The sequence below is a fragment of the Aeromonas sp. 2MA4 genome, assembly GCF_029237305.1.
GTDB classification, from domain to species: Bacteria; Pseudomonadota; Gammaproteobacteria; order Enterobacterales; family Aeromonadaceae; genus Aeromonas; species Aeromonas salmonicida.
On sequence record NZ_JAACFY010000004.1, the window covers coordinates 169,118 to 187,433 of the forward strand.

Annotated in this window: 19 protein-coding genes; 5 read left to right on the plus strand and 14 right to left on the minus strand. The window is 60.6% G+C overall.

Annotated features, from left to right (window positions below; genetic code table 11):
• The first annotated feature begins 113 nt into the window (after positions 1-113).
• The 3 genes from GWQ31_RS06225 to cdd all read left to right on the plus strand — a co-directional run bounded on the left by GWQ31_RS06225 (position 114) and on the right by cdd (position 2,223).
• Positions 114-470, plus strand: coding sequence for a CidA/LrgA family protein (locus GWQ31_RS06225; protein WP_005310798.1), 357 nt, complete (start codon positions 114-116; stop codon positions 468-470).
• Positions 467-1,153, plus strand: coding sequence for an LrgB family protein (locus GWQ31_RS06230; protein ID WP_005310796.1), 687 nt, complete (start codon positions 467-469; stop codon positions 1,151-1,153). The genes GWQ31_RS06225 and GWQ31_RS06230 overlap by 4 nt, the downstream gene beginning before the upstream one ends.
• A 188-nt stretch (positions 1,154-1,341) precedes the next feature.
• The gene (gene cdd / locus GWQ31_RS06235; RefSeq protein WP_005310793.1) at positions 1,342-2,223 is read left to right on the plus strand and encodes a cytidine deaminase; all 882 of its coding nucleotides are present in this window, start codon (positions 1,342-1,344) and stop codon (positions 2,221-2,223) included.
• A 78-nt stretch (positions 2,224-2,301) separates the two neighbouring features.
• Here cdd and GWQ31_RS06240 read toward each other — a convergent pair whose 3' ends face one another.
• The 14 genes from GWQ31_RS06240 to pspA form a co-directional block, all read right to left on the minus strand.
• Positions 2,302-3,966 carry an AMP-binding protein gene (locus GWQ31_RS06240; RefSeq protein ID WP_219597405.1) on the minus strand — a complete coding sequence of 555 codons (1,665 nt, stop codon included), beginning with the start codon at positions 3,964-3,966 and terminating at the stop codon, positions 2,302-2,304.
• Between the two features lie 97 nt (positions 3,967-4,063).
• On the minus strand, positions 4,064-4,342 hold the full coding sequence (locus GWQ31_RS06245) for a YfcL family protein (protein WP_034523848.1): 279 nt from the start codon (positions 4,340-4,342) through the stop codon (positions 4,064-4,066).
• Positions 4,343-4,466: 124 nt separating this feature from the next.
• On the minus strand, positions 4,467-5,582 hold the full coding sequence (locus tag GWQ31_RS06250) for an ATP-NAD kinase family protein (RefSeq protein WP_219597406.1): 1,116 nt from the start codon (positions 5,580-5,582) through the stop codon (positions 4,467-4,469).
• 195 nt (positions 5,583-5,777) lie between these two features.
• Positions 5,778-6,266, minus strand: a complete 489-nt coding sequence (locus tag GWQ31_RS06255; RefSeq protein ID WP_169046279.1) for an OmpA family protein — start codon at positions 6,264-6,266, stop codon at positions 5,778-5,780.
• Positions 6,267-6,268: 2 nt separating this feature from the next.
• A complete protein-coding gene (locus GWQ31_RS06260; RefSeq protein ID WP_275908910.1) occupies positions 6,269-7,537 on the minus strand; it encodes a diguanylate cyclase in 1,269 nt (422 codons plus the stop codon).
• Positions 7,534-8,085, minus strand: coding sequence for a YfiR family protein (locus GWQ31_RS06265; RefSeq protein WP_275908911.1), 552 nt, complete (start codon positions 8,083-8,085; stop codon positions 7,534-7,536). The genes GWQ31_RS06260 and GWQ31_RS06265 overlap by 4 nt, the downstream gene beginning before the upstream one ends.
• 196 nt (positions 8,086-8,281) lie before the next feature.
• Complete coding sequence (tyrR, locus tag GWQ31_RS06270; RefSeq protein ID WP_021139596.1) at positions 8,282-9,829, minus strand: transcriptional regulator TyrR; 1,548 nt, start codon at positions 9,827-9,829, stop codon at positions 8,282-8,284.
• A gap of 134 nt (positions 9,830-9,963) precedes the next feature.
• Positions 9,964-10,317: a 4a-hydroxytetrahydrobiopterin dehydratase gene (locus GWQ31_RS06275; protein WP_021139597.1), complete on the minus strand. Its 354-nt coding sequence runs from the start codon at positions 10,315-10,317 to the stop codon at positions 9,964-9,966.
• 53 nt (positions 10,318-10,370) lie between these two features.
• Entirely contained in the window at positions 10,371-11,165 is a 795-nt protein-coding gene (phhA, locus tag GWQ31_RS06280) for a phenylalanine 4-monooxygenase (protein ID WP_111588332.1), read from the minus strand.
• 169 nt (positions 11,166-11,334) lie between these two features.
• The gene (locus tag GWQ31_RS06285) at positions 11,335-12,378 is read right to left on the minus strand and encodes a TIGR01620 family protein (protein ID WP_275908912.1); all 1,044 of its coding nucleotides are present in this window, start codon (positions 12,376-12,378) and stop codon (positions 11,335-11,337) included.
• A gap of 69 nt (positions 12,379-12,447) precedes the next feature.
• The gene (locus GWQ31_RS06290) at positions 12,448-13,854 is read right to left on the minus strand and encodes a YcjX family protein (protein ID WP_275908913.1); all 1,407 of its coding nucleotides are present in this window, start codon (positions 13,852-13,854) and stop codon (positions 12,448-12,450) included.
• 131 nt (positions 13,855-13,985) lie between these two features.
• The gene (pspC, locus tag GWQ31_RS06295) at positions 13,986-14,390 is read right to left on the minus strand and encodes an envelope stress response membrane protein PspC (protein WP_005310766.1); all 405 of its coding nucleotides are present in this window, start codon (positions 14,388-14,390) and stop codon (positions 13,986-13,988) included.
• A complete protein-coding gene (gene pspB, locus GWQ31_RS06300) occupies positions 14,387-14,623 on the minus strand; it encodes an envelope stress response membrane protein PspB (protein ID WP_005310764.1) in 237 nt (78 codons plus the stop codon). The genes pspC and pspB overlap by 4 nt, the downstream gene beginning before the upstream one ends.
• A gap of 3 nt (positions 14,624-14,626) precedes the next feature.
• Positions 14,627-15,307 carry a phage shock protein PspA gene (pspA, locus tag GWQ31_RS06305; protein ID WP_005310762.1) on the minus strand — a complete coding sequence of 227 codons (681 nt, stop codon included), beginning with the start codon at positions 15,305-15,307 and terminating at the stop codon, positions 14,627-14,629.
• A 194-nt stretch (positions 15,308-15,501) separates the two neighbouring features.
• On the opposite strand from pspA, the gene pspF reads away from it, so the two are divergent.
• Positions 15,502-16,536: a phage shock protein operon transcriptional activator gene (pspF, locus tag GWQ31_RS06310; protein ID WP_275908914.1), complete on the plus strand. Its 1,035-nt coding sequence runs from the start codon at positions 15,502-15,504 to the stop codon at positions 16,534-16,536.
• A gap of 182 nt (positions 16,537-16,718) precedes the next feature.
• The gene (sapA, locus tag GWQ31_RS06315) at positions 16,719-18,314 is read left to right on the plus strand and encodes an ABC transporter substrate-binding protein SapA (protein WP_192873408.1); all 1,596 of its coding nucleotides are present in this window, start codon (positions 16,719-16,721) and stop codon (positions 18,312-18,314) included.
• Positions 18,315-18,316 lie beyond the last annotated feature (2 nt).

Here is an 18,316-nt window from a genome sequence, read left to right on the forward strand (position 1 = left end):
TTCAATGAAATCAGCCATCATCGAACTAATTTCAGCTGTTATTGTTTTAATGCCGCGCCCCTGCCTCTCTGGTAAACTGCCCATTCATTCACAGTTTCCAAGTTGAGGCTCAGGTGATTGCGCAACGTGCCTTGCTCTACCTTCGCGACTTCATGGTCATAGTCGCCTGCCTGCTGGTGGGTAAAACCCTGGCCGCCATACTGCCTTTTGCCTTCCCCGGCAGCATCATCGGCATGCTGCTGCTGTTCGTGCTGCTCTCCTTGCAGCTGGTGAAGCTGCACTGGGTCGAGCTCGGTGCCGGCCTGCTGCTGCGGCATATGGGCGTCCTGTTCGTGCCGGTGGCCGTCGGCCTGGTCGCCTGGCTTGAGCCCCTGCGCCAGTCCTTCGGTCTCATCATGCTCTGCATCGTACTGGGGATAGTCTTGATCCTGGGCACTGTCGGGCGCCTGTACCAGAGGATGAACAAATGATCTTCTGGCTTGCCATTCCCCTGACCCTGGCACTCTATTTTGCCACCCGGGCCCTCTATCGCCGCCTGCCCTGGCCCATCATCAATCCCGTGCTGGTGCCCACCGCCGTCATCATAGGCCTGCTGCTCTGGCTGGATCTGCCCCTTGAGCAGTACGAGAGTGGCACCCTCCCCATCACGGCCCTGCTGGAACCCGCCGTAGTGGCACTGGCACTGCCGCTGTATCAGCAGGCCCGCCAGATCCAGGCCAGGCTCAAGCCCATCCTGGTCTGTACTCTGGCCTCCGTCTTGATCTCGGTCTGCACTACCCTGCTGATCGGTCATTTTATGGGCGCCGACCCGGCGTTGCTGGCATCGCTCGCCACCAAGTCCATCACAACCCCGCTTGCCATGAGTGTCAGCCAGTCCATCGGCGGTATACCTGCCATAGCGGCGGCCGTGGTGGTGGTGGTCGGGATTGTAGGCGCCCTCATCGGATACCCGCTGCTCAAACTGATGCGGGTGACAGACCCCGAGGCCCAGGGACTGGCCATGGGAGCCTGCGCCCACGCCATCGGTACCGCCACCTCTGCCGAGAAGGGCATTACCCAGGGGGCCTTCTCGTCGCTGGCCATGGTGGTGTGCGGCATCCTCACCGCCGCCGTCGCCCCCCTGCTGTTTGCTCTTTATCACTGGTTGACCTGAGGGTCACCCATTTACTGGCGCTGCGGGCCTGTTGGCCCGCCACTGTGCGAGCTGACGCACAATTTGCGCAAGACAAACGTTTCCTTTATCCTCCTCCTCCTTTTGCCCGTCAGGGCGTGAGCGCGCTCACACATTTTGCCGAGCTTGCTCCCTACAATGGCCCCCCAATTGGCCTTTGAGGACACACTATGCATCCCCGTTTTGCCAAGCCACTCGATACCCTGTCCGCCCCGCTCAAAGCGGCGCTGCTGCCCATGCTGGACAACGATTTCCAGGCCCGTTTCACGCCACAGCAGGTGGCGACCCTGAAAGCCGCCACAGGGCTGGAAGATCGCGCCCTGCGTCTGGCGCTGCTGCCACTGGCCGCCGCATGCTCGGTGGCGCCCATCTCCAAATTTTTTGTCGGCGCCATCGCCTGCGGCCTGAGCGGCACCTGGTATTTCGGCGCCAACATGGAATTTGCCGGACAAGGGTTGTTCCACTCGGTCCATGCGGAGCAATCCGCCATCTCTAACGCCTGGCTGGGCGGTGAGACAGGGATCAGTGAGATCACGGTCAACTACACCCCCTGCGGCCATTGCCGCCAGTTCATGAACGAGCTGAGCACAGCCAAGACGCTGCAAGTCTCCCTGCCTGACGACTTGAGCGCTCTGCAATCCTTCCTGCCCCACTCCTTTGGCCCGGCCGATCTCGACATCACCGATGCCCTGATGAGCCCGCAAGCCCATGACGAACTGGTGCTCGAGAGCGAGGATCCGATCTGGCGAGCGGCACTGGCGGCTGCCCGTCAAAGCTACGCTCCCTACAGTCAGGGCTATGCCGCCGTGGCGCTGCTGTTTGCCGATGGCCGCCTCTTCTGTGGTCGCTACGCAGAAAACGCGGCGTTCAATCCCAGCCTGCCGCCGATGCAGATGGCCTGCGCCCACGCTGTGCTGTGCGGCGAAGATCTCGCCAGCATCCGTCGCGCCGTGCTGCTGGAGAGCAAAAACGGCCAGATCAGCCAGCGGGATTCTGCCCAGTCCACCCTCAAGGCGCTGGGCTCGGTCGAGCTGGAATACCAGGCCGTCTGAGGTACATGACGCCCAATAACAAGGGGAGCCATTGGCTCCCCTTGTTATTGTTGTTGATCGCTGAGTCACGTCAATCTGTCAGGATTCCCAGATGATGCTCTGGGAGGAGGACCACTGCTCGCCGATGTTTGCGTATTTTTGCTCCAGCAGGTGGCGTTTGATCTTCATGGTGGGGGTGAGTACACCGTTTTCAATGTTCCAGGGCGTCTTCACCACCAGGATGCCGCGAATTCTGGCGTGAGATTCCAGTTGATCATTGACCCGGTTGCGCGCCGCCTCCAGCTGGGCATTGATGGTTTCCCGGTTACCCTTCATGGCGCTCTCGGCCAGCTGCACCAGCGCAATGGGCTGGGGCATGCCGTAACCAATCACGCACAGCTGCTCTATGATGGGCTCCTGTCCCAGCAAGCCTTCAATGGGCACAGGTGCCACATACTTGCCCTTGGCGGTTTTGAACACATCCTTCATGCGACCTGTGATGGTGAGATAGCCCTCTCTGTCCAGCTTGCCCATGTCGCCAGTGTGGAGCCAGCCGTCGGCGTCGATGGCTTCGCTGCTGTGCTCGGGATCCTTGTAGTACCCCAGCATCATGCCGTCACAGCGACAGAGGATCTCCCCCTCATCGGAAATCTTGATGGTCACCCCTGGCCCCGCCTTGCCGACCGTGCCTATCTTGTCGGCGCGGAAGGGGTAGTTGAGGGTGGAAAAAGCGTGGTTCTCCGTCATGCCCCAGGCTTCGGTTATCTTGATGCCGATGCTGTTGTACCACTGCAGCAGGGCCGGTGACACTGGCGCCGAGCCGCAACCCAGCACCCGCGCCTGATCCAGCCCCAGCCCTTTTTGCAACTTGCCCTTGATGAGACCCGAGACAAACGGGATCTTGAGCAACAGTTCCAGCTTCTTCTGGGGCAGCTTTTCGTGGATCTTGATGCGGAACATGGCCCACAGCCGGGGCACAGAGATAAAGACGGTGGGACGGCAACGCTTGACGTCATCAATGAAGGTGTCGAGCGACTCGGGGAAAGCGATGGTGGCGCCGCTGAACAGGCTGCCGCCATAGATGTAAACCCGCTCTGTGATATGGGCGAGCGGCAGATAGGAGAAGCCGCGATCGATGGCGGTCAGCTCCACCGCTTCAACCAGCTTTTCACAGGACCAGGCATAACGCTCGACGCTCAACATGGCACCCTTGGGCTTGCCGGTACTGCCTGAGGTGTAGACCAGGCTCAGCAGCGCATCCGGCACCTGCACCGGGCTGTCGGGGATAGGTTCGTGTGCCTCCAGCAGATCGTCCCACTGATGGCTGGCGGGCATGGTCTCATAGGGCATTGCGATGCGCAGCAGGGAGGCTGGCACCCCCGCCTCCTGGCTCTTCCAGTCGTCCAGCTTGCCGACGAAGATCGCCTTGGCTTCGCTGTGACGCAGCACATATTCGATGGTATCGACGTTGGCGGTCGGATAGATGGGCACGCTCACGTACTGCCCCATCTGCATGGCCAGATCGGCGATAAACCACTGGGCGCAGTTCTTGGAGAGCAGGGCCACCTTGTCACCGGGCTCCAGCCCCAGATGGCGCAGCGCCGTCACCATGCGCCTCGCTTCGTCAGCCACTTCACCCCAGGTAAAGTCGACGTATTCGCGGTTGATGGTTTGACGAAGATAGACTCGGTCAGGACACTGCCGCTCCCAATGGTAGAGCATCTCGAGCGGCAGTTTATTGGCAATACGTGAAGAGGAAGCCATAGTTTAATCCCTGAAACAAAAGGCGAAACTTATTATTAACCTTTCACTAACTTCAGGGAAGCGTCAACTCAAACTTCTGTTTGAAATGTGTATTCGATCAAGCTTCTGCTTGTTGTTGCAGACGTTGCCACATGGCTTGTACCAGCTCTTCATCCTGTTCGGAGAGCTCCCCCTCCAGGATGGCCTCGTTCAGGCTACGCAGTACATAACTTTTTACATCCCGCACCAGTGTCTTGCCTTCCAGCTCGGCACGCGCCACCGCCAGCGAAATGTGACCGCGCAGATAGCCCCCCGCAAACAGCTCATCTTCAGTCGCCGTGGCCACCATGGCGTCTATCAGTCCCAACAACTTGTGCTCAAATTCATGAATCGTCATGTAACGCAGCCTCATTTTCAGAGTGGCTGGCAAAAAATTGCCGGCAAAATAATTCGGGGGAGTGGAACCGCGATCCGGTTGATCGCGGCTCTCTGGCGCAAGGGCCAGCCGCATCCTTGATGTCCTATTCCGGGTTGGCCACCGGGTAGATGACCTGATCCTTGTATCCCGTGGTTATGCGCAGATAACCACTTAACGACCGGTTCAGTGCCGGATCATCGGTATCCACCAGCAGCGGCCTGCCCGCGAGGGCAGCCAGCTTGGCTTTGGTGGCCAGGACCTGGATCTGGTCCCGCCCGACAGCCCGGATCACCTCTGGACTCAGTTGCTGATTTCCGCGCCCGAACAGATGTCCCTGACCGCCGATCAGGGTAATGATTAGGCGACAGTGACGACCGCGGATCCGGGTCAGGATCTCGGCGGCGGACAGATCCTGCCCGATAAGCCGGCCGTTTTCCACCAGATCCACACCGAGCAAGGTATTTTCCAGGCCTAGCTCTGCCATGCAGGCGGCGACCGTGCTGCCCGACCCCATCAGGTAGAGGGTATCTGGCTCCATCTGCTCCACCACACCCGCGGCGAGATCTGCCAGTACCAGCTCTTCGGACTCCCGCCCCCCCTGCTTGACCGCCTGCACGTAGCGCAGATCCCCCGGTACCAGCAGCTGGCCATAGTGGCGGGCTCGCACCTTGCCCAAGCGAAATGCCTCCTCGTCGATGTCCATCACATCGGCATCCACCAGACTCAGCAATTCGCCGGCGATCATGCGGGCTGCCACGCGACCACTGGCGGCGGGGGTCACGCCGTACACACCGGAGTGGATCTTGCAGCCCGCCGGAATACCGAGCACATGACAGGATTCCCCGACAGCGGCGCAAATGTCCCGCGCCGTACCATCGCCGCCGGCAAACAGCAAGAGATCGACGCCGGCCGCACGCATCAAGTCGGCGGCGGCGCGAGTGTCGGCTGCCGTGGTAGCACCAGAGACGGGCTGATAGACGATGCGACAAGGCAACTGAAGAGACGCCGCGAGATCGGCCCCCATCTCGCCCTCGACCGTCAACAGCTCAAATGGGGTAGCAAGGTCGCACAGGGGCAACAAGGCTTGTCGTGCCCGCTCCTGCGCCTTGGGCACGGCCCCCCGAGCCAGCGCTTCAGCCACCACGCCGTCACTGCCCTTGAGACCAACCGCGCCACCAATGCCGGCAACCGGGTTAATGATGAGCCCTAAACGAAACATAGATTTCTCCCTCTGATCGGTCGCCATTCTATCTTTTCAAGGCGCTGGGACAAGCCATGTCGGGCCAGCACTCATCCTCCTTTTCCATCATTTTGCCAAGAGCGGTCACCACGGCTGCGAACAACTCGAGCAGCAAGCGGGTCAGCCACAAAAAAGAGCGCCATCAGGCGCTCTTTTTTTATCCACACAACCGGCTTATTCGTTGCTGATGATGATGCCAACGCGGCGGTTCTCTGCCCGACCGGCAGCCGTCTTGTTGTCTGCCACCGGATCCCGTTGACCGCGACCACGGATATCTAGGTTGGCCGGCTGCATGCCGACCGACACCAGCACATCGGCCACCGATTTCGCCCGCTTCAGAGAGAGCTGATCGTTATAAGCCTCAGGTCCGTTGGAATCGGTGTGACCATCGATCCGCGCCTTGTTCAGGCCAACCCCCAGCAAGGTCATGCCCAGCTTTTCCACCAGGACACGGGTGCCAGGGTTGAGGGCTTCCGAATCGTTGGCAAACAGCACACGGTTGGAGAAGTCCAGAGTCCAACCCTCGTCGGTCAGGCGAAAGCCCTGCTCCTTGAGTACGCCGATCTGCTCCGCCGTCAGACCGCGAGGGGCACTTTGACAGCCCGCCAACACGCTCAACAGCAGGCCGATCAGGCCGGTTTTCATCAGGACAGTGATCTTCATTGTTATTTTTCCTCAGCAGAAACATCAAATTCCAGCTGGTCATGAAGTGCAAGCTCCCGACGCAGCCGTTTGGATTGGTACATGGCATTGTCAGCCTGCTGCAACAGTTCACCGGCAGTGAGTCCCTCATCCGGATACACGGCGAGGCCTATGCTGATGGCAGCCACCAGCTGACGACCATCCCCCAGTACCACGGGGTCGGCCATCGCCAGCTGGATGCGGGACACCACATCCTGCGCTTCGCTTTCTTGCAACAGAGGCGTCAGCAAGATGGCGAATTCGTCGCCGCCCAGCCGACATACCAGATCCATCGGCCGAAGCTGATGTTGTACCCGTCTGGCCAAGGCGATCAGCACGTCATCCCCGGCGGCATGGCCCAGGGTGTCGTTGATCTGTTTGAAGCGATCACAGTCGAGGTAGAGCAGCGCAAACCGCTCCTCTTGCAAACGGCCCGTGGTCACGGCTTGATCCAGACGAGCCTCAAAAAGAGCACGATTGGGCAGACCGGTCAAGGCATCATGCGTGGCCTGATGCAGCAGGCTGGCGTTCTCCCGCCGTTGGTGGGCCTGCCAGGCCTCCAGTTCATCGAGCAGGGAGTTGAAATCCTGGCCGAGTTCGTGCAACTCGGCGATGTCAGCCTCGGGTACCCGCATGGCAAGGGTACGTTGACGACTGACGCTGTGGGCCACCTGAGCCAGCTTCTTGAGCGGCACAGTGATGGAGTTTTGCATCCAGCGCGCCACATAGATAGACCCCACTGCACTGAGGATGAGGCAGACCAGCATGGCCATCAGGGTTTGCAGCAGAAACAGCAGCAGGTACTGACCGTGGCCGACCAGATGGACGCGGGCTATCTCGACGCCGCCCCGCATCATGGGCTGCTCGATGGGACCGGGCAGGATGATCTGTGCAAGATACTGCTCAAGGCCAGACCAGGGGGTGGTCATGGCCCGGCTCCAACTTGCCAGCGGTCTGCCATTGGGCAACAGGATGCTGGCCAGTGCTACATCCTCGTGGGTGACAATGGCCTGCAGCGCCTCCTTGGCGACCTCTTCGTCATGGAATACCACGGCCGCTTCACTGGTGTAACTGATGGCTCGCGCCACCAGCTCAAGGTTGTGGTCCGCATAGATACGCAGGGCCAGCAAAGCGATACCGGTCAACAGCAGACCGGCCATACAAACAGCGGTCAGGGACGTCACCATGTGGGTGCGTCCCAAGCTCTGTCGCAAAGTGAGCCGCTGTGCCTGTGAACGAAAAAACGCCTTCATGGTGTCTCCTCATCCGCCTTGGCCAGCTTCAGCACGGCGGGGTGAACCCGCACTCCGCTCCTGGCGAGAGCATCCAGATTGACCCGAAAGCGAATACGCTCCGACCCTATCTGCAAGCAGAATACGGCGTCGGCGGTACACTCTGCGCTCTGCTCGCTGATGCTGAGAATCGCATGGCCGCGCAGCCGCTGGAACAATGGCAGGCGCCGCTCTGGCGCCAGCACTCCCAGATAGAGCACATCGCACTGCCGCCCCAGCATCTCATCCTCGACATCATAACGGCGCACACTGACCGGCCGGCCATTGGCCTGCTGCTTGATGGCAAACAGTGCTGTGGCATATTCCGTCGGCGCGGCGATGCACAAGCGCAACGCCTCTGGCTCGGTGGGCCAGCGGGTGTAGCTGAGTATGTCGAGCACCGTCTGTCGCACCTGCTCTGAGCGCAGCTCGGCAGAGGTCAAAGGAAGGTGCTCGCGGGCCAGCGCCAGCGAACAGAACAGGAGCGTCAACCACGCCAGGGACCGGGTCAGAGAAAAAAAGTGCATCATGCCTGCGCTTATTGAACATGCGGTCTATTTGAAGGGCTGATGCCCGTTCAGGGAGATCCGGATGAATGTAGTATTGAACTTGTCAGCAGCATGACAAGGCAACATCCACAGAGCAAGGGGGTGCGTCAGTAATTGTCGCTATAAGAAGAGGGCCCACGCTGGCGTGAGCCCCGATATATCACTTGAATTCATTCGCTTACTTCTTGCTGATCCCGTATTCACGCAATTTGTTGGCGATGGCGGTGTGCGACACGCCGAGGCGCTTGGCCAGCTGACGAGTGGAAGGAAACGCTGGATAGAGCCGTTCAAGCAGCCGGCTCTCGAAGCGTTTCACCGCCTCGTCCAGACCCCCTTCGAACCACTCGTCAATGAGCGGCATGGCATCGGCGGCCACCGGCAGGTCCACGTGTTCAGGGCCGATTTCGTCCCCTTCCAGCAAGGTCATGGCGCGATAGAGGCAGTTGCGCAGCTGACGCACGTTGCCAGGCCAGCGGTAGGCCGTCAGGTACTCGGCCATGTTGCGGGTAAAGCGCGGTCTTGGCCGTTGCAACTCGCTGGCGAAGCGGGAAACAAACTGCTGGGCCAGCGCCATTATGTCCGCCTTGCGCTCGCGCAGAGGGGGCAGCGCCAGACTCAACACGTTGAGACGATAATAGAGATCTTCCCGGAACTTGCCGTCGTGCACCAGATCCAGCAACTGCTTCTGAGTGGTACAGATGAAGCGCACATTGACCTTCACCTCCTGCTCGTCACCGACCCGGCGAAACACCCCGTCCTGCAGCACCCGCAGGAACTTGGTCTGCAGATGGGCAGACATGTCGCCGATCTCGTCCAGCATCAGGGTACCGCCGCTGGCCAGCTCCAGCACGCCGCGCTTGCCTTCGGTGTTGTTGCCAAACGCACCGGGGGCGTAACCAAACAGTTCGCTCTCGGCCACGTTGTCCGGCATGGCGGCGCAGTTGAGGGCCATGAAGGGGTGGCTGGAACGCAGGCTGGCACCGTGGCAGGCGCGGGCCAGCAGCTCCTTGCCGGTGCCAGTCTCGCCGACGATGAGCAACGGCGCATCTTGCATCGCCAGCTTGCTCGCCTCTACCAGTACCTGCTTCATCTTCTGGCTCTCGGCCTGCAGATGCTCGAAGCCCCCCACTTCCACCGCGTGCAAGGCACTGAAGTGCATGCCGACCCGGCGGGCAGATTTGAGCACCACGACGGCGCCGGCCAGGGCCTGGCGGCCCTTCTCTTCGGCCACGAACAGCGGCATCAGATCCGCCAGATACTCTTCGCCGTTGAAGCTGAGCTTGCAGGTCTGCGGCTTGATTTCGCTCGCCTCCAGCCAGCGGCTGAAGGAGAACCCCTTGACCAGAGAACCAAGGGCCATGCCACGTATCTCTTCCACCGGCAGGGCCAGGGTCGTCAGAGCAGACTGGTTGGCCTGGGTCACCTTGCCCTTGGCGTCGAGAGAAAACACCAGATCCGGCAGCGCCTTGAGCAGGGCCTCAATCTCGTGGTGTTCACGCTCGGAGGGCATGTAGGGGATGGTCTTGACGTCATAGACGCCGGGAATGCGGCGGATCTCCGGCATCAGGTGCTGAAAATCGCGAAACTCCAGCTCGGGAAAGTTGAGATAGATGATGCCTGAGGTATCGATTTCGATGCCGCGCAGATCGATGTTGTGCTCCACCAGACGGTCGAGCAGTTCCCGGGTCAGGCCCAGGCGGTCTTCACAGCTGACTTCAAGACGCATTCGGGACACACTTCCTAGCTAACTCTATGAATGACCGGATAATACAGACTCGATCCCGCCAGTGCGAGCGCTGGCCCATAAAAATGCGGGCCCGCCCCGCTTTCGCCGGGCAGGCCCGAGTCACTGGAGGAGGCTTATTTGTGCAGCGGATCGCTGAGCAACTGGTCGGTACGCGCCGCCATGATAAAGTCGTTGCGGTGTAATCCGCCTATCTTGTGGGTCCACCAGCTGACGGTCACCTTGCCCCATTCGGTCAGGATCGCAGGGTGATGAAACTCAGCCTCCGCCAGTTCACCCAGACGGTTGGTAAACGCCAGCGCCTCCTTGAAGTTGCGAAAAGTAAATTCCCGCCTCAGTTGCAGCTCTCCTTTCACCACCAGCGGCTGCCAGTCGGGAATGAGGTGCATCAGTTCGCTCAGCTCCTGCTCGCTCACCTTGGGGGCATCGGCGTGGCACGCTTCACACTGCTGGCTGGCCAGTTCGGACATGGGTCTCTCCTTGTTCATCAATGGGAATGAGATAACGAAAAATCGTGGTGAGTTCAGCTCGCCTGCTTGCCGGCCGCCGGCTCAAAACGTGGCGGTCGCAGGCCGAGGCGCCTCGCCTCCCCCACCATGGCCATGATGTCCTGCTCCGCCAAACGGTAGAGCGCCGCCAGCTCAGGCAGCACAAAATAGGTGGGCTGCATGATGTCGATACGGTATGGGGTGCGCAACACTTCTATGGGATCGAAGGGTTGCAGCACAGGCTGGCCACCGAGGGCATAGGCGGTCTCGCCGATGGAGGAGAGAATGCCGCCGCCGTAAATTCTCAGCCCGGCAGGGGTATTGAGCAGACCGAACTCCACCGTGAACCAGTAGAGCCGGGCCAGAAAGACCCGATCCTCCTTGCTCGCCTGCAGGCCAAGCTGGCCATAGACATGGGTGAAGTGGGCGAAGGCGGGATTGGTCAGCATGGCGCAGTGGCCGAAGATCTCGTGGAAGATGTCGGGCTCTTGCAAATAGTCGAGTTCGTCCCGGCGCCGGATAAAGGTAGCCACCGGAAACTGGCGATTGGCCAGCAGGGCAAAGAAGCGGTCGAACGAGATAAGCGCGGGCACGGCAGCCACCGACCAGCCGGTGGCGGGTTGCAGCACCGCATTGATATCCATCAGCTGGGGGATGCGATCACGGGGTAACGTCAGGCATTCCAGCCCCGCCAGATAGTCGTCGCAGGCCTTGCCAGCAAGGGCTGCGAGCTGGCGCTCGATCAGGATCTGCCAGGTGCCATGCTCCTCATTCGAGTAATGGACAAGACCCAGGGGATCTGGCTGGTGTGCTGTGTAGAGACTTGCCATGAGCGGTTCCATCCTGTGCGCACGCCCGGACATCCAAGCATCGGCGACTCATCGTTGACTGACAGGATCACTGTAACGGTTTGCCCCTCAAAAAAGCAGCCGACCCCAGGGTCGGCTGCTGACGTAATTTGTAAACAATTTGTGACAACCACAATCGAGGCCCGGGCCGTCACCCCCTGTTGAGATACCCCGCCAGCTGACTGATGAGCCGCTTGCGCAGCTCACCGAGCTTGGGCTTCTCGTCACCACACCAGGGCAACGGGCGGCACGCCTCTATGGTACGCAGGCCAAGGCGGGCAGTGAGCAGACCCGCGCCCACCCCTTGCGCGGCGCGGGCGGAGAGCTTGGCGGCAAGCTCGGCTCCCAGCAAGTCCATCCCCACCTCGGTCACCAGCTCGGTGGCGCCGGCATAGAGCATGTTGCGAAACACCTGACGAATGAGGCGGATGCGGCTCCAATAACCGAGCTCGATGGCATAGACGTCGGCGATGTCCTCGATCATCCGCAGGTTGCGCCACAGCATCAGCATCATGTCGACGGTGGCAAGGGGGCTCAGGGCCACCAGCACGGCGGCCTCCCCCGACCATTTGGCCACCCGGGCCTGGGCCAGCTTGTCACGCTCGGTGAGCACCAATTGGCTGTAGAGGGTCAGCACTTCCCGATCGCTGTGGCTCTCGTCAAGCTGGCTCAGCCAGCTTTGGTACCCCTCGCGCCCCTTGTCGCCACTCTTCTCGGCGAGCGCCTCGCAAAAAGCCTGCCCCTGCCCGACGCCCTGACGGGCCAGCAGATCGTCGGCGCGCGAGCGCACATCCTGCCGCCGCTTGAGTGTGCGCAGCCGCAACCACTCGCGCCCAACTACGCCGGCCGTACCCACGGCCACCAGACCGGAGGCCAGCAACCAGGCGCTGCCCCAGAGCGGGGTGGTGAGCAACTGGTCATAGAGAAAGACGCCATATTGCCCCAAAGAGAGCAGGCCAACAGCTCCCAGCCCCCAGGCGAGCAGCCGATGGCGACGACGAGGCTTGATGGTGAGGGCGGGCTCCACGTCGGTGAGATCATCGAGCTCGTCGAGGCGCTCGAAGCTCGCCTCTTCCAGAAGCTGGGCCGGAGCCGGCGGGCGCTCTTCGCTCGCCACCGACACGCTGGGCTCGAGGACCACCTTGCCCTGCAATGGCGCAGTCTCATCGGCCCTGTGTTTTGTCTGATCGTTCATCTTTTTGCTTGTTCCTCCACGCGGCTGTGCAGCCATGCCTGATCTGTATCCATTGCCACAGAGCCTGGGTTATTCGAGGTGATCCCCGAGCAGAAACTCCAGCGCCGCATCGAGCCGGATATGGGGCAATGCCTGATGGGGACTCATCGCCAAAGGGCGAAATGCCTGAAAATCAAAGCCCTGATTGTTCCACCACTGGGCTGGCGGGATATGGGCAGGCACCTCCCCCGGGAAGAGCAATAACGGCTCCCCCGAGAGGCTGGTACCGCGGATGGCGGGAAACTCGCAGCCATTGGCCACCCCCTTGCCCACCTCGGTCGCCTTGATGGCGGCCAGCGCCAGACACTCTGTAGTGATCCCCTCAAAGCGTGCCTGACCCCGGCCGCTGCGCACCAGGTGCTGGAGCAAAGAGACCAGAGGGCCGTGCTGCTCGGGGGTAACGTGATCGGCCTTGCTCGCCACAAACAGCAGTTTGTCGATGCGCGGCGAGAAGAGCCGTCGCCACCAGTTGCTCTTGCCGTAGGCAAAGCTCTCCATGATGCGGGCGATGGCCTGCTGCATGTCACCAAAGCTGGCGGCGCCGGCATTGAGGGGTTGCAGGCAGTCCACCAGCACTATCTGACGATCGAAACCGGCAAAGTGCTGCTCATAAAAGCCCTGCACCAGATGCTGCTTGTACTGCTCGAAACGCTGCTTGAGAGTGGCATAGAGGGTGCCATCGGCGGGCTCGCCAGCAGGTTTGTCCCACATCCAGGGCACAAACTGCAGCATGGGGGCACCGGCATACTCCCCCGGCAGCACAAAGCGACCGGGTTGGATGAGGTGCAGCCCAAGCTCGCGCTTGCAGGCATGGAGGTAATCGGTGTAACGCTCGGCAAGCTCCGCCACAGGCCGCTCTTCGAAGGCCTGCTCAGCCTGCCACGCGATCGCCAGCCACGCGGCCGCCAGCGCCTGCAACTCGGGGCGACGCAGCTGGTCACGCACCTGCTCGCTCCACTGCTCATAACTCAGTTCAAGCAGCGGCAAGTCGAGCAGCCACTCCCCCGGATAGTCCACCAGATCCACATAGAGGGTGGACATGTCTCCCAGGTGCTTGCGCAAGGGATGGCGGGTGCGATAGCGGATCTCGAGGCGCACCTCGGCCACCCCGCGGGTAGGCTCGGGCCAGGCTGGGGGATCGCCAAACAGGGCATCGAGCCCGCGCTCATAGGCGAAGGTGGGAATGTGGGCATTTTTCTGGGGCACCCGACGGGCGCCCAGGATCCGCCCCTGCCGCTGGGCATCCCACAACGGCAAGCGGCCATCGATGGCCGCATGTTCAAGCTGGTTGACCAGCGCTGTGATGAAGGCAGTCTTGCCGCTGCGGGAAAGACCCGTCACTGCCAGTCGTATGTGGCGATCCCGTACCCGGTTCACCACGTCGGTGGCCTTGTGCTGCAAGAGCGACCATTTTTGTTCGAGTTTGTTGCGTATCAAAGCGGATCCCGTTCTCCCGTTTGTCCCATTTATTCTCGATCGTACGACCCGGTTGCACTCACCGAACCTGCCAACCAGATTGGTCATGCAGGTTCGATGAGTCCGGCAGGCCTCATCGAACCGTCACGGATTCACAGCTTGCTGAATTCCCGTTGCAGAGTGAACTCCTTGGAAGTCACCAGCTTCTCGATGCGCTGCAGCCTGGGCTCCAGAGTATCGAGCTCCTGCGCGATACGGCCCAGTGCCTGATGGGGCGTGATCCCAGCCTGCCAGCTGCGTGCCTTCATGCGCACCTCGGCAAAATCTCCCTCCTCGTTTTGATAGAGAGTGACCGGCTTTTTATCGAGCAGAAACCAGGCTGCTATGTAGGCGGTGAAGGTGATGAAACCTGCAAAGATGAGACCGCTGATGGCCAGCAGCCGCACGATCCAGGTCTCCACCCCAAAGTAGTCGGCAAGGCCGGCACACACACCGGCTATCTTGCCCTGTTGGGGGTCGCGATAGAGATTGCGCCCCTCCCGATTCGATGGACTCATACCTTGTTCCTCCAGCCCGGGACTTCCGCATCCAGAATCGATTCCAGCGCACCGACCCGCTCCTGCATCTTCTCGGCGCGGGCCAGCAAGCCTTGCAGTTGCTCCCGTTCGCTATCGGCGAGACCGGTACCGATCCGCCCCTTGGCTCTGTAGTGCAGCACCAGCCAGATAGGGGCCACCACCACCATGAAGACCACCATGGGAACCATCAATACGCCCAGCAGATCTTCCATCCGTTACTCTCCCTGTTTTGGTGTGGTGTCGCCCTGGCCCAGCTTCTGACGCATGGCCTCGAGCTCCTTGCTTATCTGATCGTCGGCTTCCAGCTCGGCAAACTGCTGGGCCAGCGCCTTGTCTGATTGTCCCAGATCGGCACGGGCTTCCATCTCGTCGATGCGACGCTCCATGCGCTCGAACTTGCTGACCACGGCCTGACTGTCGCCACGGGCAACCTGGCTCTGCACATTGAGGCGACTGCTGGCAGCTTCGGTGCGGATCGCCATCGCTTTTTGACGGCTGCGGGCATCTTCCAGCTTGGCTTCCAGCTGACGTATTTCGTCACCCAGTTTCTCGATGCCACTGTCCACTGCCTGCTGCTCGCGATAGAGGGTCTCGGCCAGCTCGCTCTGCTTCTTCTTCTCGATGAGGGCGGCACGCGCCAAATCTTCGCGCCCCTTGGCCAGCGCCAGCTCGGCCTTGCCCTGCCACTCGTTCACTCGCTCCTGATGGCGACTGACCTGACGGCCTATCTCTTTCTGGCTGGCGAGGAAGCGGGCCAGATTGGAGCGCTCCTTCACCAGTTCATCTTCCATTTCCTGGATGATCAGGCGCACCATCTTCTGGGGATCTTCTGCCTTGTCGAGCAGGGACGTCAGGTTCGAATTGATGATGTCGGCCAGACGGGAAAAAATACTCATGATAGAACTCCTGTGGTTGGCATACGTTGTTTCTCCATTGACAATGGCAACTTGTGTGCCAATCTGAAACAGAATTTAACTTGTTGATTTATATGGGCCTATGGGTCGAGTTTCGAGATACCCCATCTAAGTGATGATTAAAATCACCAACTTTTGGTAAGATTGACCAGCTTTTACAACTGACAGGGATCACTATGAGCACGGCCACGGAAAGCCTGTTGGGGGAATCCAACGCATTCCTCGAGATCATTGAGCAGGCCTCCCGCCTCGCACCGCTGCGCAAACCCGTGCTGATCATCGGCGAACGGGGAACGGGCAAGGAGCTCATCGCCCACCGCCTACATTATCTCTCGGGGCGTTGGGATCAAAGCTTTGTCACCATCAACTGCGCCACCTTGAGCGAGAGCCTGCTGGAAACCGAGCTGTTCGGCCACGAGGCAGGATCCTTCACCGGCGCCGCCAAGCGCCATCAGGGCCGGTTCGAGCGCGCCGATGGCGGCACTCTGTTCCTCGACGAGCTGGCGACCACCAGCGACCGGGTACAGGAAAAACTGCTGCGGGTCATCGAATACGGTGAATTCGAGCGAGTGGGTGGGGCCAAGGCCCTCAAGGTAGATGTACGGCTAGTGTGTGCCACCAACGAGGATCTGCCGGCGTTGGCCGACAAGGGGCACTTTCGCCACGACTTGCTGGACAGGCTTGCCTTTGATGTCATCACTCTGCCCCCCTTGCGGGAGCGGCGCGAGGACATACTGATGCTGGCGGAGCACTTCGCCCACGGCATGACCCGGGAGCTGGGTTATCCCCTGTTTGCCGGATTTTCGCGCAAGGCGACCCAGCTGCTGCTGGATTACCCCTGGCCCGGCAACGTGCGGGAGCTCAAGAACGTGGTGGAGCGCAGCATCTATCGTCAGGGCAATCCCCAGTTGCCGCTATCGGATCTGGTGCTCAACCCGTTCGATTCCCCCTGGCGGCCCCGTGCGCAAGGTGCCCCTGCCACGCACATCGCCAGTGAGAGCCTGCCACAGACTAACCCGGCCGCTCAAAGCCTGCCGCTGGATCTCAAAAACGCGGTGGCTGAGTATGAAATTGATTTACTCAAGCAAGCCATGCAGCAATCCCAGTATAATCAGCGCAAAGCCGCCCAGTTGCTGGCCCTGAGTTATCACCAGTTCCGTGGCATGCTGCGCAAATACCAGCTGCTGGACAGTGATAACGATGCGGATTGACGCCACAGGAAATGCTGGCCCTGCGCTATCACCAGTGCCGTGGCATGCGGCGCAAATACCCGCTGCTGGACAGTGATAACGATGCGAATTGAAACCACAGGGAGCCCGGTTCAGGCCGACTCCTGCAACTCGCCAGCCCCGATACTGGCACATTTGTATAAAAACATGGTTCTACAATGAGAATGCTCAAACCCTTGCTGCTTGGATTGCTGGTGCTGGTTACCGGTTGTCAGAAACAAGACGACGCGTCCAGGACGGGACTCATCTACTGTGCGGAAGGCTCGCCCCAAACCTTCAATCCCCAGGTCTCCAATTCCGGGGTGACCCTGGATGCCAGCTCCCGCCCGCTCTACGATCGCCTGCTGGAGGTGAACCCCAACACGCTGGCGCTGGAAGGGGGGCTCGCCACCCGCTGGAGTGTAAGTGACGATGGTCTCTCCTACACCCTGACTCTGCGCAAGGGCGTCACCTTTCACCACACACCCTGGTTCAGTCCCTCACGCAACCTGAATGCCGACGATGTGCTGTTCACCTGGCAGCGGCTGCTGGACAAGCAGCACCCCTATCACGCCATTTCAGGGGGCGAGTATCCCTACTTCTACAGCCTGGGGCTGGATCAACTGATCAAGCGGGTCTACAAGAAGGGACAGCTGCAGGTGGTGTTTGAACTGAATCGGCCGGATGCCTCCTTCCTCGCCACGCTGGCCAGCGACTACGCCATAGTGCTCTCCGCCGAATATGCCGACCAGATGCGCCGCGCCGGCACCCCCGCACTGCTGGACACCCAACCGGTCGGGACAGGTCCGTTCAGCTTCAAGGAGTATCGCCACAACGAATATGTTCGTTACCTGCGCCACCCGGGTTACTGGGGCGGCGAAGCCAAGATTGAACAACTGGTCTATGACATCACGCCAAAATCCGCCAAACGACTGGCCAAGCTGCTGACGGGCGAGTGCGATGTGATGAGCACTCCCGTTGCCAGCCAGTTGTCGGTGATCAAGCAGAACCCGAAACTGAGCCTGTCCATACAGTCGGGCATGAACGTGGCCTTCCTGGCCCTCAACACCCGCAAGGCGCCCTTCAACAAGGTACAGGTACGTCAGGCCATCGCCAGTGCCATCAATATCGACAACCTGTTGCAAGCGGTCTACTTCGAGACAGGACAACCGGCCAACAGCCTGCTCCCTCCCCTCTCCTGGGGCTACAATCCTTCTTTGCCGATGCGTCAGCAAGACTTGAAGCGATCACGTCAGCTGCTCAAGGAGGCCGGACTTGAGCACGGATTCGAGATGCAGGTACTGGTACAGCCGGGCTCGCGCCCCTACAACCCGGATGCCCTCAAGACAGCCCAGCTGATGCGCAGCGATCTGGCCAAAGTCGGCATCAAGCTGAAAATCGTGCAGCAGGAGTGGCCTGTCATCGAAACGCGCCTCGCCCACGGCCAATACGACAGCCTGCTATCGGGCTGGATTGCCGACAACGCCGACCCCGACAACTTCTTTCGCCAGTTGTTGAGCTGCACCGCCGTCGAGCGTGGCAACAACTACAGCCGCTGGTGCAGTCCGGCCTTCGATCAACTGCTGGATGACGCTGTGACCACACCCCAGCTGGCGTTCCGGTTGCGCAACTACTATTACGCCCAGACCCTGCTCAACGAGCAGTTGCCGCTCATCCCGCTGGCCCATGCCCTGCGCACCCAGGTCAGTCGCAGCGACATTGAGGGGCTCTCCCTGATGCCTTTTGGCGGCACCGTCTTCTACCAAGCCCACAGGGAGTAAGC